At 43.6% G+C, this 24,881-nt stretch carries 22 protein-coding genes; 20 read left to right on the top strand and 2 right to left on the bottom strand.

What is annotated here, in order from left to right; translation table 11 throughout:
- Positions 1–204 precede the first annotated feature (204 nt).
- The 3 genes from rpsO (at position 205) to HMPREF0373_RS11950 (ending at position 3,870) form a co-directional block, all read left to right on the top strand.
- Entirely contained in the window at positions 205–471 is a 267-nt protein-coding gene (gene rpsO / locus HMPREF0373_RS11960; protein ID WP_022036754.1) for a 30S ribosomal protein S15, read from the top strand.
- Positions 472–720: 249 nt separating this feature from the next.
- Positions 721–2,805, top strand: coding sequence for a polyribonucleotide nucleotidyltransferase (locus tag HMPREF0373_RS11955; RefSeq protein ID WP_021739989.1), 2,085 nt, complete (start codon positions 721–723; stop codon positions 2,803–2,805).
- 174 nt (positions 2,806–2,979) lie between these two features.
- On the top strand, positions 2,980–3,870 hold the full coding sequence (locus HMPREF0373_RS11950) for a S8 family peptidase (protein WP_044964259.1): 891 nt from the start codon (positions 2,980–2,982) through the stop codon (positions 3,868–3,870).
- Positions 3,871–3,932: 62 nt separating this feature from the next.
- Here the strand turns inward: HMPREF0373_RS11950 and HMPREF0373_RS11945 are convergent, their stop codons facing one another.
- On the bottom strand, positions 3,933–5,090 hold the full coding sequence (locus tag HMPREF0373_RS11945; RefSeq protein WP_021739987.1) for a D-alanyl-D-alanine carboxypeptidase family protein: 1,158 nt from the start codon (positions 5,088–5,090) through the stop codon (positions 3,933–3,935).
- 295 nt (positions 5,091–5,385) lie between these two features.
- Here HMPREF0373_RS11945 and HMPREF0373_RS11940 point away from each other — a divergent pair, with 295 nt between their 5' ends.
- From HMPREF0373_RS11940 to rpsA, 10 genes are all read left to right on the top strand, one after another.
- A complete protein-coding gene (locus HMPREF0373_RS11940; protein ID WP_022036750.1) occupies positions 5,386–6,201 on the top strand; it encodes a segregation and condensation protein A in 816 nt (271 codons plus the stop codon).
- A 7-nt stretch (positions 6,202–6,208) separates the two neighbouring features.
- Positions 6,209–6,778 carry an SMC-Scp complex subunit ScpB gene (gene scpB / locus HMPREF0373_RS11935; protein ID WP_021739985.1) on the top strand — a complete coding sequence of 190 codons (570 nt, stop codon included), beginning with the start codon at positions 6,209–6,211 and terminating at the stop codon, positions 6,776–6,778.
- Positions 6,779–7,096: 318 nt separating this feature from the next.
- The gene (locus HMPREF0373_RS11930) at positions 7,097–8,929 is read left to right on the top strand and encodes an NAD(P)-binding protein (protein ID WP_044964240.1); all 1,833 of its coding nucleotides are present in this window, start codon (positions 7,097–7,099) and stop codon (positions 8,927–8,929) included.
- Positions 8,923–10,656 (top strand): NADH-dependent [FeFe] hydrogenase, group A6, encoded by a 1,734-nt coding sequence (locus HMPREF0373_RS11925; protein ID WP_021739983.1) that lies wholly within the window; start codon positions 8,923–8,925, stop codon positions 10,654–10,656. Before HMPREF0373_RS11930 ends, HMPREF0373_RS11925 begins: the two co-directional genes overlap by 7 nt.
- 103 nt (positions 10,657–10,759) lie before the next feature.
- Positions 10,760–12,067, top strand: coding sequence for a D-alanyl-D-alanine carboxypeptidase family protein (locus tag HMPREF0373_RS11920; protein ID WP_049946838.1), 1,308 nt, complete (start codon positions 10,760–10,762; stop codon positions 12,065–12,067).
- Positions 12,068–12,172: 105 nt separating this feature from the next.
- On the top strand, positions 12,173–13,120 hold the full coding sequence (locus tag HMPREF0373_RS11915) for a MurR/RpiR family transcriptional regulator (protein ID WP_022036746.1): 948 nt from the start codon (positions 12,173–12,175) through the stop codon (positions 13,118–13,120).
- A gap of 68 nt (positions 13,121–13,188) precedes the next feature.
- The gene (locus HMPREF0373_RS11910) at positions 13,189–14,436 is read left to right on the top strand and encodes a BaiN/RdsA family NAD(P)/FAD-dependent oxidoreductase (RefSeq protein WP_021739980.1); all 1,248 of its coding nucleotides are present in this window, start codon (positions 13,189–13,191) and stop codon (positions 14,434–14,436) included.
- Positions 14,437–14,545: 109 nt separating this feature from the next.
- A complete protein-coding gene (gene cmk, locus HMPREF0373_RS11905; RefSeq protein WP_044964251.1) occupies positions 14,546–15,220 on the top strand; it encodes a (d)CMP kinase in 675 nt (224 codons plus the stop codon).
- The gene (gene ispH / locus HMPREF0373_RS11900) at positions 15,217–16,098 is read left to right on the top strand and encodes a 4-hydroxy-3-methylbut-2-enyl diphosphate reductase (protein WP_021739978.1); all 882 of its coding nucleotides are present in this window, start codon (positions 15,217–15,219) and stop codon (positions 16,096–16,098) included. Before cmk ends, ispH begins: the two co-directional genes overlap by 4 nt.
- The gene (gene rpsA, locus HMPREF0373_RS11895; RefSeq protein WP_021739977.1) at positions 16,079–17,161 is read left to right on the top strand and encodes a 30S ribosomal protein S1; all 1,083 of its coding nucleotides are present in this window, start codon (positions 16,079–16,081) and stop codon (positions 17,159–17,161) included. Before ispH ends, rpsA begins: the two co-directional genes overlap by 20 nt.
- Before the next feature lie 122 nt (positions 17,162–17,283).
- Here rpsA and HMPREF0373_RS11890 read toward each other — a convergent pair whose 3' ends face one another.
- A complete protein-coding gene (locus tag HMPREF0373_RS11890) occupies positions 17,284–18,402 on the bottom strand; it encodes a ribonuclease H-like domain-containing protein (RefSeq protein WP_021739976.1) in 1,119 nt (372 codons plus the stop codon).
- Positions 18,403–18,596: 194 nt separating this feature from the next.
- Between HMPREF0373_RS11890 and rsxC the strand changes: the two genes are divergently transcribed.
- The 7 genes from rsxC (at position 18,597) to proB (ending at position 24,791) form a co-directional block, all read left to right on the top strand.
- A complete protein-coding gene (gene rsxC / locus HMPREF0373_RS11885; RefSeq protein WP_021739975.1) occupies positions 18,597–19,922 on the top strand; it encodes an electron transport complex subunit RsxC in 1,326 nt (441 codons plus the stop codon).
- Between the two features lie 26 nt (positions 19,923–19,948).
- On the top strand, positions 19,949–20,890 hold the full coding sequence (locus tag HMPREF0373_RS11880; protein WP_022036739.1) for an RnfABCDGE type electron transport complex subunit D: 942 nt from the start codon (positions 19,949–19,951) through the stop codon (positions 20,888–20,890).
- A complete protein-coding gene (locus HMPREF0373_RS11875; RefSeq protein ID WP_021739973.1) occupies positions 20,890–21,492 on the top strand; it encodes an RnfABCDGE type electron transport complex subunit G in 603 nt (200 codons plus the stop codon). Before HMPREF0373_RS11880 ends, HMPREF0373_RS11875 begins: the two co-directional genes overlap by 1 nt.
- An 18-nt stretch (positions 21,493–21,510) precedes the next feature.
- Entirely contained in the window at positions 21,511–22,245 is a 735-nt protein-coding gene (gene rsxE, locus HMPREF0373_RS11870) for an electron transport complex subunit RsxE (RefSeq protein ID WP_021739972.1), read from the top strand.
- Between the two features lie 15 nt (positions 22,246–22,260).
- Positions 22,261–22,836, top strand: coding sequence for an electron transport complex subunit RsxA (gene rsxA / locus HMPREF0373_RS11865; protein ID WP_021739971.1), 576 nt, complete (start codon positions 22,261–22,263; stop codon positions 22,834–22,836).
- 12 nt (positions 22,837–22,848) lie between these two features.
- On the top strand, positions 22,849–23,658 hold the full coding sequence (gene rnfB, locus HMPREF0373_RS11860) for an RnfABCDGE type electron transport complex subunit B (RefSeq protein ID WP_021739970.1): 810 nt from the start codon (positions 22,849–22,851) through the stop codon (positions 23,656–23,658).
- Between the two features lie 290 nt (positions 23,659–23,948).
- Complete coding sequence (gene proB / locus HMPREF0373_RS11855; RefSeq protein ID WP_021739969.1) at positions 23,949–24,791, top strand: glutamate 5-kinase; 843 nt, start codon at positions 23,949–23,951, stop codon at positions 24,789–24,791.
- Positions 24,792–24,881 lie beyond the last annotated feature (90 nt).

The raw sequence follows: 24,881 nt of genomic DNA, 5'->3' as shown, positions 1-24,881 counted from the left end.
AGCAAGTAGCGAAAGCGGATTGCGAATGTCTGTTTTACCGCAGACGCAGAAAATGTTTTACAGAAAATGGTTTACAAGTCAGATTGAATATGATATATTGATTAGGCGTGAGTAAACAGCCCGTACTCAGTACCCGGACACTCCGACCGGTACTTGGTAGACACGCATTACTGGGCGATTATAAAAATGAAGGAGGAAATCAAGATGATTTCAAAAGAAAAAAAAGCAGCGATTATGGCAGAGTATGGTAGAACACCAAACGATACAGGATCACCGGAAGTACAGATCGCAATCTTAACAGCAAGAATCCAGGAGCTCACAGAGCATCTGAAAGAGAACCCGAAGGATCATCATTCCAGAAGAGGACTTCTGAAAATGGTTGGTCAGAGACGTGGTATGCTTGCTTACCTTCAGAAAAAAGATCTGGAAGGTTATCGTGCACTGATCGCAAAATTAGGCATCAGAAAATAATAACAGGATAGCTGTCAGAATAGAGCGGTATTTCCGCTCTATTTTGGATTGGCGGGAGGGTTTATCCGAGACCGCTGATGTGTACAAAAGGAGATTTTTACAGTTCACACGCGCATTTCAAAATCATTCGCAAAACGTCCTTTCTTGGCTTCTTCGTAGCCTTGTTACTGTTTTTGCTCATGAAATAGCTCTCTTTGTACAGATCAGTAGTTTCGGGTCTCCTGCCACAGTGAAGAAGGAGAGAAGATAATGAAGAAAACCTATTCAATGGAACTGGCCGGAAGAACATTAAGTGTTGATGTCGGCCGTGTGGCTGCACAGGCAAATGGAGCAGCACTTATGCATTATGGTGATACAGTTGTATTATCTACAGCAACTGCATCTGAGAAACCACGTGAGGGAATTGATTTCTTCCCGTTGAGCGTAGAGTTCGAAGAGAAAATGTACTCCGTAGGAAAAATCCCGGGAGGATTCAATAAACGTGAGGGAAAAGCATCTGAAAATGCTGTTCTGACAGCACGAGTAATCGATCGTCCGATGCGTCCGTTATTCCCGAAAGACTATAGAAATGATGTTACTTTAAATAACATGGTAATGAGTGTTGATCCGGAGTGCCGTCCGGAGCTGCTTGCTATGTTAGGTTCAGCTATTGCAACCAGTATTTCTGATATTCCGTTCTGCGGACCATGTGCAACCACGCAGATCGGTATGGTAAACGGCGAATTCGTTGTTAATCCGTCTCAGGCAGACTGGGATAACGGCGACCTTCAGCTGACAGTTGCTTCTACCTCTGAGAAAGTAATCATGATCGAGGCTGGCGCAAACGAGATCAAAGAAGAAAAAATGATTGAAGCAATTTATATGGCACATGAGATTAATCAGACAATCATTGCGTTCATCAATAATATGGTTGCTGAGATCGGAAAAGAGAAACATGCATATACAAGCTGTGCTGTTCCGGAAGAAATGTTCGCGGCAATGCGCGAGATTGTCACACCGGCAGAGATGGAAGAGGCTGTATTTACAGATGTAAAACAGGTTCGAGAGGAAAATATCCGTGCCATTACAGAAAAACTGGAAGAGGCATTTGCAGAGAATGAAGAGTGGCTTGCGGTTCTCGGTGAAGCTGTATATCAGTATCAGAAAAAAACTGTTCGTAAGATGATCTTAAAAGATCAAAAACGTCCGGATGGTCGTGCAATCACACAGATTCGCCCTCTGGCAGCAGAAGTAGACCTGATTCCGAGAGTTCATGGTTCTGCAATGTTTACCCGTGGTCAGACACAGATCTGTACCATCACCACTCTGGCTCCGTTATCTGAAGTTCAGAAAGTAGACGGACTGGATGAGAATATTACAAGCAAACGTTATATGCATCATTATAATTTCCCATCTTACTCTGTTGGTGAAACAAAACCGTCCAGAGGACCGGGACGTCGTGAGATCGGACATGGAGCACTGGCTGAGAAAGCATTGGTACCGGTACTTCCGAGTGAAGAAGAGTTCCCGTATGCGATCCGTACAGTATCTGAGACTTTTGAATCCAATGGATCTACTTCTCAGGCAAGTATTTGTGCATCTACAATGTCTCTGATGGCAGCAGGTGTACCGATCAAGAAACCGGTTGCAGGAATTTCTTGTGGTCTGGTAACAGGTGAGACAGATGATGATTACATTGTTCTGACAGATATTCAGGGTCTGGAAGACTTTTTTGGCGATATGGACTTTAAGGTAGCCGGAACACATGATGGCATCACAGCAATCCAGATGGATATCAAGATCCACGGACTGACAAGACCGATTGTAGAGGAAGCTATCGCAAGAACACGTGAAGCAAGACTTTACATTCTGGATGAAGTTATGTTACCTGCTATTGCTGAGCCGAGAGCACAGGTTGGCAAATATGCACCGAAGATCATCTCTATGCAGATTGATCCGCAGAAGATTGGTGATGTCGTTGGTCAGAGAGGAAAGACCATTAATGCCATCATTGAGCAGACAGGTGTTAAGATTGATATTACAGATGAGGGTTCTGTATCTATCTGCGGTACCGATGCAGATATGATGGATCGTGCTGCAGAACTGATCCGCATCATTGTGACAGATTTCGAGGCAGGACAGATTCTTTCCGGTAAAGTCGTAAGCATCAAAGAGTTTGGTGCATTTATCGAGTTTGCTCCGGGTAAAGAGGGAATGGTTCATATTTCCAAGATTTCAAAAGAGCGTATCAATCGTGTAGAAGATGTTCTGACACTTGGTGACAAGGTAACCGTTGTATGCCTTGGAAAAGACAAGATGGGCAGAATGAGCTTCAGTATGAAAGATGTAAAATAAATTATAGTGAAAAGAAAACCGATGGGCAATCTGCTCATCGGTTTTCTGATTGATACGATCACGATGAATTTCCTATCAAACAAAAGCACTTCGTACAACCGATGCACACCCGCACGAGAAGGGATTCTTGCTAATAAAACGAACGCAATGCATGTTGATGGAATATATTACTATATGGAAAAAATATTAGCATACATTCATGCTTCGGCAGCATATCGGCAGGGCATTTTCGGACAGGGAATCCTGGTGGCTGTGCTGGATACAGGTATTTATCCACATTCGGATCTGCAAGGGAGAATTCGGGGATTCCGGGATTATATCAGGCAGAGGCAGCAACCTTATGACGATAATGGTCATGGAACACATATCAGCGGAATTATAGGAGCGGGTGGAAAAGGAGCCGTTCACGGTGTGGCCCCGGGCTGTTATCTGCAGGGATATAAAGTACTGGATAAGAATGGGAATGGAAAAATTCTGGATATTTGTCAGGCGGTTGAAGATATTATGAAATACAATCAGAACCATGCACAGAAGATCCGGGTTATCAATATATCTGTCGGTATGCGGGAACGGGTGCGGCCAGAATTGCAGCAACGTCTTTTACGAAGTGTGGAGCAGGCGTGGGATCAGGGGATTGTTGTTCTGGCAGCAGCCGGAAATAATGGTCCCGGAGAGAATACTGTGACCAGCCCCGGGGTATCAAAGAAAATTATTACAGTTGGCAGTCTGGATACTATAAATGAGAGAAAGCGGGAACCAAGTCTTTATTCCGGACGCGGTCCTACGGAATCCTGTGTAGTGAAACCGGAGATTTTGATGCCCGGAACTGATATTATCAGCTGTGGTACGAGACCGGGCACCTATATCAGAAAAAGTGGTACTTCTATGGCGGTACCTGTGGTATCAGGGATGATTGCACTGTTGCTGTGTAAATATCCGGCCATGATGCCAAATGAAGTGAAACTGCAGTTGTATCGCAGTGCAGATCACTCCGGTATTGACGAAAGCTTCAAGTGTTGGGGAACGGTGGATTTACAGAGGCTGTTATCAGTATATCAGATGTGAGATGACTCTCACCTCTGCAGGTGGTGAGCATCAAGAATGCCAGGGACATTTTTAAATGAAATTCAGTCTGGTTCTGACAGGAAAAAGCGGTGCAGAAGCTGCTGGCAGGTATCCTTCAGCGTGATCAGTGGAATGGACTCGGATGCCAGCAGATTCACAGAACCAACCGTGTTGTCATTTAATGTATACACGGCTTTGCCAATGATATCCCCTTTTTTGATCGGGGCTTCCACGGAATCCGGAAGCTCTATTTTTTTTGCCAGTTCTCCTGCGGTATTTGTAGTATCCAGATGATAGAAAGCGGATTCATATTTCAGAGACAGCTGAGAATGTCGGCCTCTGGAAACGGGGAGCTTTGGCAAAGAATCCAGGTTTTCATCAGTATATACCTGACAGTTTGCAAATCCCCATTCAAACAGCGTTTCTATGTCAGCCATCCGTTCTTTGCTGCTGGGGGCGTTCAGCACGACTGCGATGAAATCCATCCCGTCTTTGCTGGCGGTAGCGGACAGGCAGAAACCGGCTGTCGAGGTAAAACCGGTTTTCAGACCGGTTGCATAAGGGTATTGTTTGATCAGATGATTTGTATTATTGAGGGTAAATGATGTGTCTCCCCGGGCGGTGTGGTGCGTGATGTCTTCCATCCAGATGGATGTATAGTCAAAAATTTCGGGATAATTTACTGTTAGTTCCCGGGACATCAATGCAATATCATAAGCCGTGGAGTAGTGCCCTTCCGTGTCCAGTCCACAGCAGTTGGCAAAGTGTGTATGCAGCATGCCAAGTGAAGCTGCTGTTTCGTTCATTTGCCGGACAAAGGCTTCTTCGCTTCCGGCAAGCTGCTCAGCCATGGCGACACAGGCATCATTGGCACTGGCAACAACGATACATTTGATCAGTGTTTCTACTGTCTGTGTTTCCCCTTCTTCGAGGTAAACCTGAGAGCCGCCCATACTGGCAGCGTGTGCAGAAACCGGAATGAGGTCTTCGAGTTGAATGGTCTGATTATGCAGTGCCTGAAAAATCAGCAGAAGTGTCATGATTTTTGTAACACTGGCAATCGGGCGTTCTTTTGCAGCATTTTGTTCAAATAAAACCGTTCCGGTAGCGGCATCCATCAACAGTGCACTCGAGGCAGTCAGTGTGAGAACCGGTGCAGCTGTATGTTCCGTAGTGATGTCAGAAGCGGTTTCGGCATCTGCATCAGAGGTTGTATTCATAAAAATGTTGTTTTCAGAGTGTGCGTTCACAGTGTATACAAGAGTTGAAAAACAAAGAGACAGGGATAATAATAATCCAAGAAAGAATCTCATAAGCAACCTGCTGGAATGATTTATTTTAAGTGTATGAGGGTAAAGTGAAATCTATGCACATTTTGTACGGACTGATAATATCTGTAATAGAATTGCAATAACAGGAAAAAGAGACAGAAAAGAATGATAGAAAATGTGAACAAAACCTTGAAATTTTATGGGGATTCAGTACAATAGTGTAAGATTGGAGAAAATTTGGCCTATGGAATTAAAGGTAAAACTGGAAGTATTCGAAGGTCCCCTGGATCTTCTGCTTCATTTGTTGGATAAAAATAAAGTGAGTATTTATGATATTCCGATTGTCGAGATTACAAATCAGTATCTGGAATATATTCGGGAGATGCAGCGACAGGATCTGAATATCATGAGCGAATTTTTGGTAATGGCGGCGACACTGCTGGAAATCAAATCAAAATGGCTTCTTCCGAAAGAGGAAACAGAAGACGAGGATGAAGTGGATCCACGTGCGGAACTGATGGAACAACTGCTGCAGTACAAGCTGTTCAAATACATGTCTCAGGAACTGAAAGACAGGCAGATTGATGCGGGACGGCGGTTGTATAAAAATCAATCTATTCCGGAGGAAGTGCGTTCTTATGAAGAACCGTTGGATCTGGAAGAACTGACCCGCGGTTGGGATCTGAAAAAACTGCATGCTATTTTTGAATCAGTAATGCGAAAACAAGTAGATAAGATGGATCCGATCCGATCCCGTTTTGGGAAAATTGAACGGGAAGAGGTTTCTTTAGATGAGAAGATGATTTATCTGGAAACATACTGTCAGGAGCATCCGCATTTTTCTTTCCGGGAACTATTGGAAAGACAGGGCAGTAAGGTGGAGATCATTGTGACGTTTCTGGCGATGCTGGAGTTTATGAAAACCGGAAGGATCCGGATCGTGCAGGAGCAGTTGTTTGATGAAATATATATTACTGTCTGCGGGCAGGCAATATCAGATGTGGGACGATTGCCGTCTGAACCGGCCGGCAGCATGCTTAAAGAAAAGATACGGGAGTAATTAAAAAATGAAAATAGAAGAATATGAAGCTGCCGCAGAGGCCATTCTGTTTGCGATGGGTGACTCTGTGGAAATAAAAAAACTGGCATTTGCACTCCAGGTAAATGAGCGAGAGGCAGAGATGATCCTGCGTAATCTGGCAGACCGGTATCAGGCAGACAACTGTGGTCTGCAGATCCTGGAACTGGACGGTGCTTATCAGATTTGTACAAAGCCGTCTCAGTATGAATATCTGATCCGGATTGCAAAACAGCCGAGAAAGCAGGTACTGACCGATGTATTGCTGGAAACATTGTCCATTGTGGCATACAAGCAGCCGGTAACCAGGGTGGAAATTGAAAAGATCAGAGGTGTGTCCTGTGAGCATGCCATCAATAAATTACTGGAATATGGGCTGATCCAGGAAGCTGGCCGTCTGGATGCACCGGGACGGCCGATTCTGTTCGGAACCACAGAAGAGTTTCTTCGTTGCTTTGACGTGCAGTCCGTAGAAGAACTACCGGATATGAACCCGGAAAAAGTGGAGGAGTTAAAGCAGGAAGCAGAAGAAGAAGTACAGCTCCAACTGAAACTGTGACAATATAAAATGCGAAAAAAAGTTCACAAAAATATACGATGATTTTGCATGAACTCGTTGAAGAATCTTGTTAATGAATTAACTACTGTCAAGAATAACCAATTATAAAAATAAAAAAATGTGAATTATGCACAATAAATAAAAAGAGTGAACGGGTTGAACTGACTAACAGGAAACCCGGTCACTCTTTTGTCAGTATTGAAAAAAATACAATAATATATTAATATCTGACACATAAGTATCGCAAAACATACGCAGATATGTGAAAAGTATACAAATACTTGCTTTACAGTGGTAAAGGATTTAGGAGGACAGGATATGAGCAGATTATCAGTAGCATCAGCTGACAAGGTAAATTCTACGACAGAACAGCTTATGAAAGAATTTACACAGCGAATTGTGGCAAATCCACCGGGAGTCTGTCCGGTTGATATGCAGCTGGCATTCTTAAAAGTGTGTCATGCACAGACATGTGGAAAATGTGTTCCATGCCGCGTTGGTCTGGGACAATTAGAGAGACTTCTTGAGAAGGTTCTGGACAATGAAGCGACAATGGAAACACTGGAACTGATTGAAGAGACCGCAGAAAATATCAAAAATTCTGCTGACTGTGCGATCGGGTTTGAATCCGCACGTATGGTGCTGGCAGGTCTGGAAGGTTTCAGAGAAGACTATATTTCACATATTACAGACCACAGATGTCTTGGATCATTCGAACAGCCGATCCCGTGTGTCACACTTTGTCCGGCGCATGTGGATATTCCGGGATATATTGCACTGGCAGGTGAGGGACGCTGTGAGGATGCAGTTCGCCTGATCCGTAAAGACAATCCGTTCCCAACGGCATGTGCCCTGATCTGTGAGCATCCATGTGAGGCGCGTTGCCGCAGAAATATTATTGATGACTCCATCAATATCCGCGGTATGAAGCGTTATATTGTAGATAACGCACCATCTGATAAAGTACCGGTTCCGGCATGTGCACCATCCACAGGCAAGAAGGTTGCAATCATCGGTGGTGGACCAAGTGGTCTGACAAGTGCATACTTCCTGCAGCTGATGGGACATCAGTGTACAGTATTTGAGGAGAAGAAGCAGCTTGGTGGAATGCTGCGTTATGGTATTCCGAATTATCGTTTCCCGCGGGAGCGTTTGCAGGAGGATATCAATGCAATTCTTTCTACCGGTGTGGATGTGAAATTAAATACAACGATCGGAACAGAAGAATTGAAACAGATTCAGCAGGAGTACGATGCAATCTACGTGGCTATCGGTGCACATACAGATAAAAAGCTCGGACTTGAAGGGGAAGACAGCAAAAACGTGATTTCTGCTGTTGATATGTTGCGTGAGATTGGTGACGGAGCATACCCGGATTACACCGGAAAACGTGTCGTTGTCGTAGGTGGCGGAAACGTAGCTATGGATTGCGCGAGAACAGCTATGCGTGCAAACGCGGAGACAGTAAGCATCGTTTACCGCAGACGTCAGGAAGATATGACAGCACTTCCGGCAGAAGTGGAAGGTGCGATCGCAGAGGGAATCGAACTTGTTACTTTGAAAGCTCCGCTTCGTGTAGAGGCAGATGCAGAGGGAAATGCATGTGCACTTTGGGTACAGCCTCAGATTATCGGACCGGTAAAAGGTGGTAGACCTTCCCCGCGTAAGGCCAATAAACCGGAAGAACGTATGGAATGCGATATTGTGCTGGTTGCTATCGGACAAGATATTGTATCTGGGCCGTTTGCTGATTTTGGAATGGCTGTCAATCGTGGACGTATTGCGGCAGATAAAGGTGGAGCTGCAAATATGGTAGGAGTTTATGCCGGTGGTGATTGTGTATCCGGACCGGCGACCGTGATCAAGGCGATCGCAGCAGGAAAAGCAGCTGCAGCAAATATCGACGAGTATCTTGGTTATCATCATCCGATCAGCTGTGATGTTGAGATTCCGGAGCCGATGTTGAATGATAAAGTACCGTGCGGACGTGTAAACCTTCAGGAAGTGGAAGCATGGGCGAGAAAGACAAACTTTGAAGGAATAGAACTTCCGATGAGCTGTGAAGAAGCAGTACAGGAAGCAAGCCGCTGCTTACGATGCGATCGTCATGGCTGTGGTACACTGAGAGGAGGCAGAGAGTTCGAATGGTAAATTTAACAATCAATAATAAAAAAATTCAGGTACCGGAAGGTACTACGATTCTGGCAGCTGCCGCTCAGGCCGGAATCAAGATTCCGACATTGTGTTATTTGAAAGAAATCAATGAGATCGGAGCATGCCGTGTCTGCGTAGTAGAAGTTGAAGGAAAGGAGACACTTGTGGCTTCCTGCAACACAGCAGTAGAGGAGGGCATGGTTGTATATACAAACAGCTACAAAGCGCAGCATGCCCGCCGTATGAATGTACAGTTGATTCTGTCTGAGCATGATGCACACTGTGCTTCCTGTCTCAGAAGCGGAAACTGTACGTTACAGAGTGTGGCAAATGATCTGAATATCGGCGATGTTCCTTTTGGTGAAAAATATGAGCAGAATGAATGGTCGCAGGATTTTCCGCTTATTCGCGATGCAAGCAAATGTATCAAGTGCATGCGCTGTGTACAAATCTGTGACAAGGTACAGGAACTGAAAATCTGGGATGTGATCAATACAGGAAAACGTACCAGTGTAGGTGTATCCGGAAGAAAACAGATCACAGAGTCTGACTGTGCAGTCTGCGGTCAGTGTATCACACATTGCCCGGTGGGAGCTTTGCATGAGCGTGACGATATTGACAAATTAATGGATGCCGTACATGATCCGGAAAAGATCGTAGTTGTTCAGATTGCGCCTGCAGTTCGTTCAGCCTGGGGGGAAGGAATTGGACTTTCGCGTGAGATGGCCACAGAAAAGAGAATGGCAGCAGCGGTACGTGCCCTTGGCGTTGACTATGTATTTGATACCAATTTCTCAGCAGATCTGACTATTATGGAAGAGGGAAATGAATTCCTGGAGCGTATGACGCATGCGGATGAGTATTCCTGGCCGATGTTTACTTCCTGCTGTCCGGGATGGGTGCGTTTTGTGAAATCCCAGTATCCGGATATGGTGAAGAATTTGTCAACGGCAAAATCTCCGCAGCAGATGTTCGGTGCAGTGGCAAAATCCTACTACGCACAGATATTGGATGTGGATCCTTCCAGAATTTTCAGTGTTTCCATTATGCCTTGTGTGGCAAAGAAACATGAGTGTGCAATTCCGGTTATGAACGATGCAGGAGCCGGACAGGATGTAGATATTTCTCTGACAACCAGAGAATTGGATCGTGTATTAAAAGCAGAACTGATTTCACCGGCTTTCCTGGAAGAAGAAGAATTTGACCAGCCGCTGGGTGTTGGTTCCGGTGCCGGTGTGATCTTCGGTACAACCGGTGGTGTCATGGAGGCAGCGTTAAGAACCGCTTACTATGTATTAAATGGCAAAAATCCGGATCCGGATCTGTTCAAAGTAGTACGTGGTATGGAGGGAATCAAAGAAGCAGAGGTTGAAATCGCAGGCATTAAGATCAAAGCGGCGATTGTCAGTGGACTTGGCAATACAAGAAAACTGATGGAGCGCATCCAATCCGGTGAAGCCGAATATCATTTTGTGGAAGTGATGGCATGTCCGGGCGGATGTGTCGGCGGTGGTGGACAGCCAATCACGGATGGCGTGGAACTGGCCGATGTACGTGGAAGAAATCTGTACAAGCTGGATAAGAAGAATCCGCTTCGTTTCTCCCATGAAAATCCATCCGTAATAAAAGCTTACGAAGATTTCTTTGAGAAACCGTTGTCCCACAAATCCCATGAACTGTTACATACTGATCATGAAGCATGGAAAATGCCGAATCAGAGATAATATAATTTTTCTGCCAGCAGCTATAACAGGCTGCTGGCAGTTTTTGTTCATGAGCGGGTATCCGAAACATACAATAGAAGTAATAAAAAATGGATAAATGTTTATGAAGCGATATTTGAAACTATGTTTTTGCGTCGCATATTTACTTGCCGGCTTCTGCCAAAATGTGTTTGGGCAGCAGCCGCTTGATGCTGCCTATATGAGCGGATCGGAAGTAACGTGTGTGCCGGAAACGCAGATGCAGATGGATACCGTGGATCAATTTTCAGATTTTCATTGTGCGGAACTGGATCTGTATGCCAAAAGTGCTGTTTTGACAGATGCAGATACAGGTCGGATCCTGTATGGAAAAGAGGCAAATTCTCCTATGGCAAATGCCAGTACTACAAAAATCATGACCTGTCTGCTGGCAATAGAAAGCGGAAAAACAGGAGATTCGGTGACTTTTTCAGAATATGCCTGCAGTATGCCGAAGGTACGGCTTGGCTGTTCTGTGGGAACACAGTTTCTGTTGGAAGATCTGCTCTATTCTCTGATGTTGGAATCTCATAACGATACTGCCGTGGCTATTGCTGAATATGTGGCAGGAAGCGTGCAGCATTTTGCAGTGCAGATGAATGAGCGTGCAGCAGAATTAGGCTGCCTGGATACACACTTTGTGACACCGAACGGGTTGGATAAATCAGACGAGGGCGGTGCGCATCAGACAACGGCCTATGATCTCAGCCGGATCATGGCAGCCTGTATTCAGAATGATAAGTTTTTGAAAATTACGCAGACTGTTTCAAAAACAATCAGCAGTATTGATGGTACCTTCCGGGCAACATTAAATAATCACAATGCGCTACTTTCTATGATGGAAGGTGTGATATCCGGAAAAACCGGTTTTACAGCGAAGGCAGGATATTGCTATGTGGGAGCATATCGAAAAGAGGATCGTACATATACCTTTGCGCTGCTGGCCTGTGGCTGGCCGAACAACAAAGGCTATAAGTGGGAGGATGCAAGAAAATTGATTGCATATGGGAATGAACACTATGTACGGCAGTTGTACAGTGCGGACGGCGAGAAAAGGCAGATTCCGATCCGGAACGGGGTGAAGATAGAAGAGGAAGATACAGGAAGAAAGAAATATAAATATACATATCCGGAGCATTTTGTGGTGGAAACAGAAACTGTGCGACAGGAACTGTTATTGTCAGATACCGATGTCATTACGGAAACATGGAATCTGCCCAAAACCGTGGAAGCTCCGGTGAAAGCTGGAAATGTGATCGGAGAACATCGTATTTTACTGAATGGCTGTCAGATTGTGATACAGCCAGTGTATGTAGTGGAAACGATGGAGAAATTTACTTATCGTTGGTGTCTGAAACATATTTTCTTTCTGTTGTTTCTTGGGAAAATATAAGGTATACTATACACGGTATTGCCCGTGCGGATTTATTCATAGCCAGACGGGGAAATCATATCTGTTATGATGTTGTGTGTAACAGATAAAAAATGGAGAAGAAACATGAATAATTCAAATGAACTGATTAACAGGATCAATGAAAAGTATAGCAGTATGAGTAAGGGACAGAAGCTGTTGTCCACGTATATTACCGATAATTATGACAAGGCGGTTTTTCTGACAGCAGAAAAGCTGGGAAAAGTCGTAGGAGTCAGTGAATCCACGGTTGTGCGGTTTGCGACACATCTCGGGTATCGTGGATATCCTGAATTTCAGAAAGCATTGGAAGAACTGGTGCGTAATAAACTGAATTCTATCCAGCGAATGGAAGTGACCTATGGGCGGATCAGCCAGTCAAAGATTTTGGATACAGTGCTGCAGTCTGATGCAGAAAAAATCAAGAGTACGCTGGAACAGATTGACCAGAATGCCTTTGAATCAGCGCTGGATATTATTTTAAATGCAAAACATATTTACATTGTGGGAATCCGAAGCTGTGCCCCACTGGCAAGTTTTATGTCGTTTTATTTCAATCTGATGTTTGATAATGTACATCTGCTTCATACCAGCAGTTCCAGTGAACTGTTTGAACAGATGGTGCGCATCAGTGAGGAGGATGTGATTATCGGGATCAGTTTTCCGCGGTATTCGATGCGTACGTTAAAAGCCATGGAATTTGCCAATAACCGGAACGCAAAAGTGATCACACTGACCGATAGTGTGCATTCCCCGATGAACCTGTATTCTTCCTGCAATCTGATTGCAAAAAGCGATATGGCATCTATTGTGGATTCCCTGGTGGCTCCGCTGAGTGTGATCAACGCACTGATCGTCGCCCTGTGCATGAGAAAGCAGAGTGAGGTGGCTGAGACACTGGAAGCGTTGGAAGATATCTGGAATGAATATCAGGTATATGAGAGTGATGAAATCAATTATATCGATGATCATATGAAAATGCGGTATGGAAAAGTAGATAACGTAGACCGGGAAGATTCCGGAATAGAGAAATAAAAACGACAGAATATCAGAATGATATTGTGCGATGTAAGAAAACTAACGAATAGAAGCGGAGAAAATGGATGAGCAAAGTGGCAGTAATCGGCGGCGGTGCCGGAGGAATGATGGCAGCGTGTATCGCAGCAGGAAACGGGCATCGTGTAACGTTGTTTGAACAGAATGAAAAACTGGGTAAAAAGATTTATATTACCGGTAAAGGACGGTGTAACCTGACCAATGCCTGTGATACCGAAGATCTGTTTGCAGCGATCATGAAAAATGCAAAATTCCTTTACAGTGCAATTTATACTTTTGATAATCATGCACTGATGGATTATTTTGCAGGACTTGGACTGAAGATGAAAATTGAACGTGGAAATCGTGTGTTTCCACAGTCGGATCATGCTTCCGACGTAATCCGTGTACTGACGGATGAACTGCACAGAAAAAAAGTGCGTATCTGTCTGAATACCAAAGTGCAGGAAATCGTAAGTGACGGTACAAAAGTGACCGGTGTGCGATGGGATTGTCACGATACACATCAAAAAAATCAGATCGAAGCATTTGATGCGGTGGTGGCTGCCTGTGGAGGTGTGTCTTATCCGACGACAGGGTCTGATGGAAGTGGATTTGAACTGTGTAAAAAACTTGGACATACGGTGACGGAGCTGCGGCCTTCCCTGATCGGAATGACCACAGCAGAGGAATATATTCCACAGCTGCAGGGATTGTCTTTAAAAAATGTAACTTTTTATGTAAAGTCCGGAAAAAAGACATTGTATTCTGAATTCGGTGAAATGCTCTTTACCCATCAGGGTGTCAGCGGTCCTCTGATACTGACAGCCAGCAGTTGTATTCCGGATAAATATATGAAACAGGAATTGCATTTTGAGATCGATCTCAAACCGGCATTAGAGGAAGAACAGTTGGACAAGCGTCTGCAGCGTGATTTTGCAGAAAATGTGAACCGACAATTTAAAAATGCCCTGCACGGGCTGGTTCCAGCAAAATTGATACCGGTGCTGATCGAACTGTCCGGCATTGATCCGGAGAAAAAAGTACATTCCGTTACCAGGGAGGAACGGCATCGGCTTCTGATGCTGCTCAAACATTTTCCCGGAACGATCACGGGACTTGGCAGGATAGAAGAAGCCATTGTTACCAGAGGCGGCATTAAAGTCAAAGAAGTAAATCCGTCCACAATGGAGTCAAAACTGGTACAGGGGCTGTATCTGTGCGGTGAAATGCTTGATGTGGATGCGGTGACCGGTGGGTTTAATCTGCAGATTGCCTGGTCTACCGGATATCTGGCAGGTATGAGTATCGAGTAGTATGAGAAAGATTTGTTATCTCAGACGAGAAGACTGAGAGGAATCTTTAAAGAATATTCATAGATAAATGGAAAATTAATAAATGATAGATGAGAGAGGTTGGAAACAGATGAGTTTTAATATTGCAATTGATGGACCGGCAGGTGCCGGAAAAAGCACGATAGCAAAAAAACTGGCAAAAAAAATATCCTTTGTTTATGTGGATACCGGTGCTATGTATCGTGCCATGGGATACTACTTTTTGCAGCATGGTATTCGGGCGGAGGAAGAAAAAAAGATCAGGGAAGCCTGTGAAAATATTTCTGTTACATTGGCTTATGAAGGCGGCGTGCAGAAAGTGCTGTTAAACGGAGAAGATATCTCAGATCAGATCCGTCAGGAAGAAGTGGGGAATATGGCATCTGCTACAAGTGGTTATGGATTTGTCCGTGCAAAACTATTAAGTCTTCAGCAGGATATGGCAGCACAGTACGATGTTATTATGGATGGACGTGATATTGGAACCTGTGTGCTTCCGAATGCACAGCTGAAGATCTTTCTAACAGCCAGTGTACAGGTGCGGGCAAAACGCAGGTATGACGAATTAGTGGAAAAAGGTGAGTGCTGTGATCTGGCGGAAATCGAAAAAGATATCAGCGAACGTGATTACCGGGATATGCATCGGGAGATCGCACCGTTAAAAGCGGCAGAAGATGCTGTAATGCTGGATTCATCTGAGCTGAATATTGATGAAGTAGTGGAGGCTATTTATGAGTATGCGAAAAAGGCAGGGCTTGAGGCATGAAAGTAGAACTTGCAAAAATGGCTGGATTCTGTTTCGGGGTAAATCGTGCGGTGGATACGGTATATCAGGAAGCAGTAGAACATTCGCCTGTGTATACATATGGCCCGATTATTCATAATGAAGAAGTGATCGCGGATCTGAAACGGAAGGGAGTTCAGGTCATTCATTCGCTGGAGGAAGCAAAAGAGCAGGCGGAAGGCACTGTGATCATACGTTCCCATGGTGTGACAAAAGCGGAACAGGAAACATTGGTCGCAGACGGACTGCGTGTGATAGATGCTACCTGCCCATTTGTAAAAAAAATCCACCGGCTGGTGCAGGAATATTCGGATAAAGGTTACCTGGTCATTATTATCGGAAGCGTTGATCATCCGGAGGTGCAGGGCATAGTTGGCTGGTCGCATGCAGATCGTACAGTTGTCATTAATTGTGAATCAGATGTGGAAAAGCTGGATCTGAACGCATGGAAAAAGGTCTGTATTGTCGCACAAACAACATTTAATTACAATAAATTTCAAGAACTTGTTGAAATTATTCAAAAAAAAGGGTATTATAGTGTGAGTACGGTGGACAAGGACAGTGAAATCATCGTACATAATACCATATGTAGTGCCACAAAAGAACGTCAGGAAGCCGCAAAAGAGCTTTCTGCGAAAGTGGATGCCATGTTGGTGATCGGTGGGTTAAGCAGTTCCAATACACGGAAACTGTATGAAATCTGCTCTGAAAATTGTAGAAATACTTACTTTATACAAACGAAAGAAGATCTAGAGAATTCTGACTTTTCGCGTTTCGACTACGTAGGTATTACAGCTGGGGCTTCTACCCCAAATAATATTATTGAGGAGGTTCAAAAATATGTCAGAAATGAGTTTTGAACAAATGTTGGAAGAATCTTTAAAAACAATCAGAAATGGAGAGGTAGTCGAAGGCACTGTTATAGATGTGAAACCGGATGAAATTATCCTGAATATTGGCTATAAATCAGACGGAATTATTACCAGAAATGAATACACAAACGACTCTAATGTAGACCTTACTACTGTAGTTTCTGTTGGTGACACAATGGAAGCAAAAGTTCTGAAAGTTAACGATGGTGAGGGACAGGTTCTCCTTACATATAAACGTCTTGCAGCAGAAAAAGGCAGCGAGCGTCTGAAAGAGGCATTTGAGAACGAAGAAGTATTAACAGGTACTGTAAGCCAGGTGTTAGACGGTGGTTTAAGTGTTGTTCTGGATGAAACAAGAATCTTTATTCCTGCAAGCCTTGTATCTGATACTTATGAGAGAGACCTTAGCAAATACAAAGATCAGGAAATCCAGTTTGTATTAACTGAGTTCAATCCGAGAAGAAGACGTATCATCGGCGATAGAAAACAGCTTCTGGTTGCTGAAAAAGAGCGTAAACAGAAAGAGTTATTAGAGAAAATCAACGTAGGTGATGTAATTGTAGGAACTGTTAAGAATATTACAGATTTCGGTGCTTTCATCGATCTTGGCGGTGCTGACGGATTACTTCATATTTCTGAGATGTCCTGGGGTCGTGTTGACAATCCTAAGAAAATCTATAAAGTTGGCGATACTGTAAAAGTATTCATCAAAGATATCAAAGATACTAAAATTGCCCTCAGCGTTAAATTCCCAGAGGAGAATCCTTGGAACAACGCAGCTGAGAAATATGCGGTTGGTACAGTTGTAACTGGTAAAGTTGCTCGTATGACTGACTTTGGCGCATTTGTTGAGCTTGCGCCGGGTGTTGATGCATTACTTCACGTTTCCCAGATCTCCAGAGATCATGTTGAGAAACCTGCTGATGTATTAAGCATCGGACAGGAAATCGAAGCTAAAATCGTTGATTTTGATGAAGCAGACAGAAAAATCAGCCTGAGCATCAAAGCACTCGCACAGAATACAGAGGCAGAGACTGCTGAGGAAGAGTAGGATTCTAACCAAATTAAGAATGTTATAAAAAAGGAGAATGCAAAAGCATTCTCCTTTTCTGCTTGATTAGTAAATTACAATGAATTTCCTGTCAAGCAAAAGAGCTTTATGCAAGTAGATACTCAGTGCAGGAGATGCTTCAGATAAGATGAGAGAAAGGATTGCAGCTGCTTTAATTGTGTATCCGGAAAATGTAACGATTCGTTCGGAACGGCTGTTACTTTTGAAAACTCAAAATAAGTGGCAGTATCAGAATAATCTTTGCGCAGATAGCTACATTTATCGGGAACAGAATGTGTGAGATAATGACAGGTTTTTTCCAGATAACAGTTTTGCTTTGTCGCCTTTTCCCGATGATCGGGATCTACACAGGAACCAAGACTTTTATGGATGATGGTCTGTTCTTCCGGTAGGTAATAGTAGTTTTTGTAGTCCGCAAAATAGTGCCGCAGGCTTCCATGGTGAACCGGAAAGGAAATCAGTGCCTCCTTGCCCTGGAGCATAAGGGATGCTTCAGGCAGAACAACAGTGACTTTCTGAGGAAACACATAAGATACGGACAGCGTGATGTCACAGTAGTATATTTGATCTGTGGATGAGAGGACTGCAGTTTCAATCTGGAAATTTCCGCTCAGAAAATCAGAGTAGCAAAGCATCGTGAGCAGATCATACATTCCACGGACATCTTCACCATTGTGCAGAAGGAGATTGTGGAGCAATTCTTCTGTAGGATTTTCATTATATAGAAGATACTGGGTGATCAGTTCCTTGCCGGTATAAGAATCTTCCCGAAAACAACCGAGAAAGGTTTCAATGGATTTCTGTTTGTAATCCGGTAATTGGATCAGGTTTTTCAGATGACAGGCTTCCCGGTACAGATCCACCGACTGAGTATCGGAAAATGGTTGATTGATATGATTTATTTCGTACCGTTTTTTGAGAAAAGGAAGGTCAAAGGAATTGCCATTGAAGGTAATGATCCTTTTGTGAGTTTGCAAGAGTGTTGTCAGTGCAGCCAGAAGTTCTGCTTCCTGTTCCGGTTTTTCAGCAAAAAAAAGCTGAACCGTGATGCTGTCACTCTTGTCCGGAGACAGATAAGAACAGCCAATACAGTAAATAAAATGCCGCGCAGCGGACAGACCGGTAGTTTCAATATCCAGTAGAAGCGTGTCTGCGGTCAGAAAAGTCCGGATGGAATCAGCAAGCTCTGCGCATGAAAAAATTGTCTGTTTTGTAATCATATTATCATCGTTCTCCTGTAGTTTTGTATTTATTCCAATTCATTATAGCTTGTCTGGTATTTTTTTCAATACAAAAGAAAAATTGCATGGATTTTAATACTTTTTTTTGGAAGTGTGTTATAATACTTTTCGATATTATGCAGAATTAATAATTTTTCTGTGGAAACTATTTTAGAGAAAGTGGGGCACAGGTTATGGGCTTATGTACTTTTAAGGGCGGTGTCCATCCATATGATGGAAAGGACTTGTCGAAAGATAAACCGATTCAGGAATATTTACCCAAAGGTGATCTGGTTTATCCGTTATCACAGCACATTGGTGCACCGGCAAAGCCAGTGGTTGCAGTAGGTGATGCTGTATTGAAGGGACAGATGATCGCTGAAGCAGGCGGTTTCGTATCTGCACCGATTTATGCAACAGTTTCCGGCACGGTTAAGGCAATCGAGCCACGTCGTGTTGCAGTCGGGGACATGGTGAACTCTATCGTGGTTGAAAATGACGGGGAGTTTAAATCTCTGGAGTTTACACCGGTAGACGATGTAGCGTCTCTGAGCAAAGAAGAGATCATCAAGAAGATTCAGAATGCCGGTATCGTAGGTATGGGTGGTGCGGGATTCCCGACACATGTAAAACTCTCACCGAAGGAACCGGAAAAAATCGACTACATTATTGCAAACTGTGCAGAGTGTGAACCGTATCTGACATCTGATTATAGAAGAATGGTCGAGGAGCCGGAGAAATTAATCGAGGGAATGAGAATCATTCTTTCACTGTTTGACAATGCAAAGGGTATTTTCGGTATCGAGGATAACAAACCGGATTGTATTGCAAAACTGACAGAGTTGACAAAAAATGAACCGAGAATGGAAGTGAAAGCATTAAAGACAAAATATCCGCAGGGTTCTGAACGTCAGCTGATTTTCGCAACAACAGGCAGAGCGATCAACTCTACCATGCTTCCGGCTGATGCTGGCTGTATCGTAGATAATGTTGATACCATTGTTGCTATTTATCATGCAGTTAAGCTTGGCAGACCGCTAATGCATCGTATTGTTACTATTACAGGTGATGCGATCACTGATCCTAAGAACTTCTATGTCTGTATTGGAACAAATTATGCAGAATTAGTAGAAGCAGCAGGCGGATTTAAAACTCAGCCGAAGAAAGTAATCTCCGGCGGTCCTATGATGGGATTTGCAATGTTCGGACTTGATGTTCCGACAACCAAGACAACATCAGCACTGTTATGTCTGACAGAAGATGCGGTTGAGGATGCAAGCCAGAATGCAACAGCATGCATTAACTGTGGTCGTTGTGTAGAAGCATGTCCATCCAGAATTGTTCCTTCCAGACTTGCTGATTATGCAGAAAAACATCTGGAAGAGCCATTTGAACAGTGGCACGGCATGGAGTGTGTGGAATGTGGAAGCTGCAGCTTTACATGTCCTGCAAAGAGAAATCTTGCACAGTCGATTAAATCCATGAGAAAAACAATTCTTGCAAACAGACGGAAAAAATAAAAAACGTTAGAAAGAGGTGGATTATTGTGAGTGAGTTATACAATGTTACATCATCACCACATATAAGAGCCAAAGACAGTACACAGAGAATCATGCTTTATGTAATCATTGCATTACTTCCGGCTACTGTATTTGGTATTATCAATTTCGGACCGCGTGCATTGGCAGTTGTTGTTGTTTCTATCGCAAGCTGCTTGGTATCCGAATACTTATATAACAAAATTGCACATAAGAAACAGACCATAGGTGATTTAAGCTGTGTCGTTACCGGTTTACTTCTCGGTCTGAACCTGTCCCACACCGTTCCGTTCTTCATTCCGATCATCGGTGGTGCATTTGCCATTGTTGTTGTAAAAATGATTTTTGGCGGACTTGGACAGAACTTCATGAACCCGGCACTTGGTGCTCGATGCTTCCTGCTTCTTGCATTTACAGGTCCTATGACAAGCTTCACATTTGATGGTGTGTCCGGAGCTACTCCGCTGGCAGTGATCAAAGACGGAGCACTTTATAGCGATACAATGGCTATGTTTACCGGCCGTATCGCAGGTACTATCGGTGAGACATCCGTAATTGCGCTTCTGATCGGTGCAATTTTCCTGATCCTGCTGGGTGTGATCGATCTGAGAATTCCTGGTACATACATTATCACTTTCGTGATCTTTATTGTACTGTTTGGTGGACATCTCGGAAGTGGTGATCTTGGACAGTTCGTAGTTCAGGAAGTATGCGGCGGTGGACTGATCCTCGGTGCATTCTTTATGGCAACAGATTATGTTACTTCTCCGATCACTCCGAAAGGAAAAATTATTTATGGTATCATCTGCGGATGCCTCCTTGGTATTTTCCGTATGTTCGGTGCATCAGCAGAGGGATGTTCTTACTCCATCATCTTTGCAAACATGTTGGTACCGTTAATCGAGAGATTTACAATCCCGAAACCATTTGGTAAAGGAGGGGAAAAATAATGAATGGAAAAATCATTAAAGATGCCCTGATCCTTTTTCTGATCACAGTTATCGCAGGTCTTGGCCTGGGTGCTGTATATGGCATTACAAAAGCCCCAATTGAAAAAGCAAATTATAACATTCAGCAGAATGCATACCGTACGGTATTCCCGGATGCAGATGCATTCAACGATATGGACGGATTTGATTCTGAAAAAGCAACAGAAGCAGCTGCAGCAGCAGGATACGCAGATGACACGATTGAAAACTGTGTTGTCGCTGTAGATGCAAGTGGTGCAGAACTTGGTTATGTTATTTCCGTAACAGACCCGAATAGTTATGGTGGAGATGTTACCTTATCCATCGGTGTTACAAACGATGGCACATTAAACGGATATTCCATCACAACAATCAATGATACTGCCGGACTTGGTATGAAAGCAAAAGAAGATTCTTTCTCTTCTCAGTTTGCAGGCAAACAGGTAGAATCATTTGAAGTTACAAAGACAGGTGCAACATCTGATAACCAGATCGATGCAATCAGTGGTGCTACAATCACATCAAGCGCTGTTACAAGTGCTGTAAATGCTGGACTGGCTTATTACAGATCACTTGCACAATAACAGGAGGGGAACTTTTAAATGAATAAGTGTATAGAACGTATTGTAAACGGTATCGTGAAAGAGAACCCTACCTTCGTTATGTTGATCGGTATGTGCCCGACCCTGGCTGTTACAACATCAGCTATTAACGGTATAGGTATGGGACTTTCCACGACACTCGTACTTGTATTTTCAAACCTTTTAATTTCACTGCTCCGTAAGATTATTCCGGACAGTGCACGTGTACCGGCATTCATCGTTGTCGTTGCATCTCTGGTAACTATTGTTCAGTTTTTACTGCAGGGTTATGTACCATCCCTGTATGCATCACTGGGTATCTATATCCCTCTGATCGTAGTAAACTGTATCATCCTTGGTCGTGCCGAGAGTTATGCTTCAAAGAACCCGGTTCTTCCGTCTATCTTTGATGGTATCGGTATGGGACTTGGATTTACTGTTGGTCTGACATGTATCGGTGCAGTTCGTGAGATCCTTGGATCCGGACAGATTTTTGGTTTCCAGCTTCTTCCGTTAGCTGATGCAGCTGCAGGCAAAGCAGGATTTACACCAATCACAATTTTTGTACTTGCTCCTGGTGCATTCTTTGTATTAGCTATGCTGATCGCAATCCAGAATGCATTCCGTGAAGCAAAACGTAAAAAAGGTATTGCAGTGAAAGAAAGAACCGGATGCTTCGATGGTGACTGTGCAGCTTGTGCAAGCAGTTGCTGTGAAGGAAAGGTATTCACTGCAGGAACAGATGAGAAAGAATAAGGAGGAAAGGTTCAGATGAAAGAGGTATTACTTATCGCAATCGGCTCTGCCATTGTAAATAACGTTGTCCTGAGCCAGTTCCTTGGCTTATGTCCGTTTTTCGGTGTATCCAAAAAGGTAAATACTGCAGCCGGAATGGGTGCCGCAGTTATTTTCGTTATTACAATTGCATCCTTTATCACAAGTGTGCTGGATAAATTTATCCTGCAGCAGTTTGATATTACCTATTTAAGAACAATTGTATTTATTTTAGTTATTGCTGCATTGGTTCAGTTCGTAGAGATGTTTATGAAGAAATCAATGCCGCCATTGTACAACGCACTTGGTATTTTCTTACCACTGATCACAACAAACTGTGCCGTTCTTGGTGTTGCCCTGAACAATGTACAGTATGGTTATGGTATTGGCGTAAGTACAATCAATGGTTTCGCAACAGCAGTTGGATTTACCATTTCAATTGTCATTATGGCAGGTATTCGTGAGAAGATCGAGTACAATGATATCCCGACACCTTTCAAGGGTTCCGCAATCGTGCTGGTAACAGCAGGTCTGATGTCAATTGCATTTATGGGATTTTCCGGCGTCATTTAGGAGGGTATACAGATGAGCGTTTCAGCAATTATTATTGCCGCTGTTGTAGTCGGCGGTACAGGTATTGTCATTGGTATTATCCTTGGGATTGCCGGTGAGAAATTCAAAGTAGAAGTAGACCCGAAAGAGGAAGAAGTATTAGCAGCTCTTCCGGGAAATAACTGTGGTGGCTGTGGTTTTGCCGGATGTTCCGGTCTTGCTGCAGCGATTGCAAAAGGCGAAGCAGAAGTTGGTTCCTGTCCAGTTGGTGGTGCTGCAGTAGCAGCAAAAATCGGTGCGATCATGGGTCAGGAAGTTGGTGAATCTGTTCGTGAAGTTGCATTTGTAAAATGTGCAGGAACATGTGAGAATGCAAATGCAGATTATGAATACTATGGAGTAGAGGATTGCTCCATGATGGCTTTCGTACCGAATGGCGGACCGAAAAAATGTAATTTTGGATGTCTTGGATTTGGTGAGTGTGTGAAAGCTTGTCCCTTTGATGCAATTCATATCAAAAATGGCGTTGCAGTTGTTGATAAAGAGCAATGTAAAGCCTGCGGTAAATGTATCAAAGCCTGCCCGAAGAACCTGATCGAACTTGTGCCGTATGATGCAAAACATATCGTACAGTGTAGTTCCCAGGATAAGGGTAAACAGGTTATGACTGCTTGTAAAGTTGGTTGTATCGGATGTAAAATGTGTGAGAGAGTCTGTGAGTCAGGCGCTGTTACGGTAGAGAATAATATCGCACACATTGATCAGTCAAAATGTACCGGATGTGGCGCATGTGCTGAGAAATGTCCGAAGAAGATTATTACAGGCAAAAAGGTTACTGCTTAAGAATTTGTTCAAGTCGAACGCACGTGAGACTTGGTGCGTGATTCTGGCCAGCGAAAGCTGAGATATTGTTCTCAGAATCACTGCACATCTACACTACAAATGCTGCCCTGAGTATTCAGGGCAGCATTTTTTGAGTGCGCTATATGAGTATTGACAGAAATTACATTACCGATGTATCATAGAACGTAAGAGTGTCAACGATGGAAAAGCATCCGATAAAGGAAATTTGTATTACATATGAATGGCACAGTGAGTGAGAAATTACATCATCATAAGAGGAGCAGATACAAATGAATGTAAATGATTATTTTAAATATAAAAAGCGAGTCGTAGTCAAAATCGGTTCTTCGTCCTTACAGCATCCACAGACTGGAAGTATGAACCTGATGAAAATTGAAAAGCTGGTGCGGGAACTTTGTGATCTGAGAAATCAGGGGATGGATGTCTGCCTGGTAAGTTCCGGTGCTATCGCAGTGGGGCGTCAGGCCATCGGACTACAGAACCGCCCGGAAGATATTTCTACAAAACAGGCGTGTGCAGCTGTTGGACAGGCCCGGCTAATGATGACATATCAGCGGATGTTTGCGGAGTACAATCAGACAGCCGGACAGATTCTTATGACAAAGGATACAATGTTAGAGGAAGAATCCTGTCAGAATGCGCAAAATACGTTTGAAGAAATGTTTCGACTGGGGATTATTCCGGTTGTCAATGAAAATGATACCGTATCCACTTATGAGATGCATTTTGGTGACAATGATACACTCTCTGCTATCGTAGCATCTCTTACAGGCGCAGACTTACTGATTTTGCTATCTGATATTGACGGTCTTTATACGGATGACCCACGAAAGAATCCGGAGGCAACATTGGTAGAGTGTGTGGAAAAAATGGATGCACATTATGATGCTATGGCAAAGCAGTCCACAGGAAGTGATGTGGGAACCGGTGGGATGGCGACAAAACTGTCAGCTGCCCGCATTGCAACCGCATCCGGCACAGACATGATCATTGCAAATGGCAAAGATGTGGGAATTATCCATCAGATTATCAGTGGTACGTTTCGTGGAACCTTATTTCGTGCACAGAACGATGAGACATTTGATATTCATGCATATCTGCAGAATCGATAGAGTTTCGAGTACAGAGTAAGCATAAATATCCTGAAAGTGACAGAAATGATACGATTAAGAAGACTAACTATTAAAAGTCAAGCCTTAAAA

Source organism: Eubacterium ramulus ATCC 29099, assembly GCF_000469345.1.
Taxonomy (GTDB): Bacteria; Bacillota; Clostridia; order Lachnospirales; family Lachnospiraceae; genus Eubacterium_I; species Eubacterium_I ramulus.
This window is presented reverse-complemented; position numbering and strand designations above follow the sequence as displayed.

Coding starts and splice junctions, on each gene's coding strand:
- HMPREF0373_RS11875 (WP_021739973.1), top strand. CDS start 20,890: ATGAATGGAAAAATCATTAAAGATGCCCTGATCCTTTTTCTGATCACA.
- HMPREF0373_RS11940 (WP_022036750.1), top strand. CDS start 5,386: ATGGAATTAAAGGTAAAACTGGAAGTATTCGAAGGTCCCCTGGATCTT.
- HMPREF0373_RS11945 (WP_021739987.1), bottom strand. CDS start 5,090: ATGAATACAACCTCTGATGCAGATGCCGAAACCGCTTCTGACATCACT.
- HMPREF0373_RS11955 (WP_021739989.1), top strand. CDS start 721: ATGAAGAAAACCTATTCAATGGAACTGGCCGGAAGAACATTAAGTGTT.
- HMPREF0373_RS11890 (WP_021739976.1), bottom strand. CDS start 18,402: ATGATTACAAAACAGACAATTTTTTCATGCGCAGAGCTTGCTGATTCC.
- HMPREF0373_RS11925 (WP_021739983.1), top strand. CDS start 8,923: ATGGTAAATTTAACAATCAATAATAAAAAAATTCAGGTACCGGAAGGT.
- scpB (WP_021739985.1), top strand. CDS start 6,209: ATGAAAATAGAAGAATATGAAGCTGCCGCAGAGGCCATTCTGTTTGCG.
- proB (WP_021739969.1), top strand. CDS start 23,949: ATGAATGTAAATGATTATTTTAAATATAAAAAGCGAGTCGTAGTCAAA.
- rpsO (WP_022036754.1), top strand. CDS start 205: ATGATTTCAAAAGAAAAAAAAGCAGCGATTATGGCAGAGTATGGTAGA.
- rsxA (WP_021739971.1), top strand. CDS start 22,261: ATGAAAGAGGTATTACTTATCGCAATCGGCTCTGCCATTGTAAATAAC.
- ispH (WP_021739978.1), top strand. CDS start 15,217: ATGAAAGTAGAACTTGCAAAAATGGCTGGATTCTGTTTCGGGGTAAAT.
- cmk (WP_044964251.1), top strand. CDS start 14,546: ATGAGTTTTAATATTGCAATTGATGGACCGGCAGGTGCCGGAAAAAGC.
- HMPREF0373_RS11910 (WP_021739980.1), top strand. CDS start 13,189: ATGAGCAAAGTGGCAGTAATCGGCGGCGGTGCCGGAGGAATGATGGCA.
- rsxE (WP_021739972.1), top strand. CDS start 21,511: ATGAATAAGTGTATAGAACGTATTGTAAACGGTATCGTGAAAGAGAAC.
- HMPREF0373_RS11930 (WP_044964240.1), top strand. CDS start 7,097: ATGAGCAGATTATCAGTAGCATCAGCTGACAAGGTAAATTCTACGACA.
- rnfB (WP_021739970.1), top strand. CDS start 22,849: ATGAGCGTTTCAGCAATTATTATTGCCGCTGTTGTAGTCGGCGGTACA.
- rsxC (WP_021739975.1), top strand. CDS start 18,597: ATGGGCTTATGTACTTTTAAGGGCGGTGTCCATCCATATGATGGAAAG.
- HMPREF0373_RS11915 (WP_022036746.1), top strand. CDS start 12,173: ATGAATAATTCAAATGAACTGATTAACAGGATCAATGAAAAGTATAGC.
- rpsA (WP_021739977.1), top strand. CDS start 16,079: ATGTCAGAAATGAGTTTTGAACAAATGTTGGAAGAATCTTTAAAAACA.
- HMPREF0373_RS11950 (WP_044964259.1), top strand. CDS start 2,980: ATGGAAAAAATATTAGCATACATTCATGCTTCGGCAGCATATCGGCAG.
- HMPREF0373_RS11920 (WP_049946838.1), top strand. CDS start 10,760: ATGAAGCGATATTTGAAACTATGTTTTTGCGTCGCATATTTACTTGCC.